At 64.3% G+C, this 1,435-nt stretch carries 2 protein-coding genes and 1 pseudogene; 1 reads left to right on the top strand and 2 read right to left on the bottom strand.

The window, feature by feature from the left end:
- Positions 1-953: patatin-like phospholipase family protein (locus tag HX846_RS32455; protein WP_178966977.1), on the bottom strand; the 953-nt coding region annotated here is incomplete at its 3' end.
- A gap of 83 nt (positions 954-1,036) precedes the next feature.
- On the opposite strand from HX846_RS32455, the gene HX846_RS32450 reads away from it, so the two are divergent.
- The gene (locus tag HX846_RS32450; RefSeq protein WP_003214624.1) at positions 1,037-1,324 is read left to right on the top strand and encodes a SelT/SelW/SelH family protein; all 288 of its coding nucleotides are present in this window, start codon (positions 1,037-1,039) and stop codon (positions 1,322-1,324) included.
- Here HX846_RS32450 and HX846_RS32445 read toward each other — a convergent pair.
- Positions 1,318-1,435 (bottom strand): annotated as a pseudogene (locus HX846_RS32445) (EamA family transporter); the annotation flags it as partial. The gene HX846_RS32450 and the pseudogene HX846_RS32445 overlap by 7 nt on opposite strands.

The following is a 1,435-nucleotide window of genomic DNA, read 5'->3' as shown; positions in this document are numbered from 1 at the left end:
GGTTCGGCCGGGCGCAGGTGCGCCAGGCGCACGTCGAGTGCGCGGGTGGCGCGGTAGCCCGCGTCGATCATGTCCTTGGCGCGCCCGAAATCCGTCACCCCGTAGGCGGCCAGGGGCGGCTGGATCAGCACGTCGCGGGGCGCCAGGGCCTTGAGTTGTTCTTCGGAATTGCGCCGGGTCATCAGGGTGATGGACTGGTTGAGCACGTCCACCACGGTGTTGAGTTGCTTGCGTGAGCGCAGCGGGGTGCCGATGTCGACGACGATGGCGATGTCGACCCCCATTTCCCGCGCCACATCCAGCGGGATGTTATCGGTCATGCCGCCGTCCACCAGCAGCCGGCCATCCAGTTCCACCGGGGCAAATACCGCCGGGATCGACATGCTGGCGCGGATCACCTGGGGCAGGTGGCCTTTGCGGAACACCACTTTTTCACCACTGGTGATGTCGGTGGCCACGGCGCGGAAGGGGATCGGCAGCTTGTCGAAATCCCGCACGTTACTGGTGTGAGCGAACATGCTTTCCAGCAGCAAGGCCAGGTTCTGACCCTGGATCACCCCCAGTGGCAGGCCGAGGCTGCCGTCGTCGCGGAAGCTGAGTTTCTGTTTGACCAGGAAATCCCGGTCATCCTGCTTGCGCCGGAATGGCACGTCTTCCCGCGGTGGCGCGTCAGACAGGGCGAGCTTCCAGTCGATGTTCAGTGCGAGTTTTTCCAGCTCGTCGATCTTGTAGCCCGAGGCGTACAGCCCGCCGATCACCGCACCCATGCTGGTGCCGGCAATCGCATCGATGTGGATGCCCTGTTCTTCCAGGGCCTTGAGCACGCCAATGTGCGCCAGGCCACGGGCGGCACCGCCGGAGAGCACCAGGCCGATCTTCGGGCGCGGATTTTCGACGGCTTGGACGAGGACAGGGAACAGGCACAGCAACAGGCAGGACAACAGGCGGCGCATCATCAATCTCAAGGCAGGACGATAAAGGCCGGTATTATAGCCACTCGATCCTTTCAACCCGCCAAGCAGGAGCCAGTCAATTCATGTCAGCGGCCAAGCCCGAGATTGTCATCACCTATTGCACCCAGTGTCAGTGGCTGCTGCGCGCCGCCTGGCTGGCCCAGGAACTGCTGAGCACGTTCGCCGATGACCTCGGCAAAGTGGCCCTGGAGCCGGCCACCGGCGGTGCGTTTCGGATTACCTGCGACGGTGTGCAGATCTGGGAACGCAAGGCCGACGGGGGCTTCCCGGAAGCCAAGGTGCTCAAGCAAAGAGTGCGCGACCAGATCGACCCACAACGGGACCTGGGGCATAACGACCGTACTCAGTGAACCTCGGCCGTGGTGGCCGGCTGCTTGGCCGGTTTGGCGCCGCCCATCAGCCCGGACACCACGATGGCCACGATGATCAGCGCGCCGCCCATCAGCATGCGCAGGGTTGGC

Origin of the sequence: Pseudomonas sp. K5002, assembly GCF_013386655.1 — a bacterium.
In the GTDB taxonomy this organism is placed as follows: domain Bacteria; phylum Pseudomonadota; class Gammaproteobacteria; order Pseudomonadales; family Pseudomonadaceae; genus Aquipseudomonas.
Note: the sequence above shows the minus strand (reverse complement) of the source record. Positions and strands in the feature narration are given on the sequence as shown.

Bases quoted from the DNA above. Each gene is read 5' to 3' on its own strand.
- HX846_RS32450 (WP_003214624.1), top strand. From the start codon at position 1,037: ATGTCAGCGGCCAAGCCCGAGATTGTCATCACCTATTGCACCCAGTGT.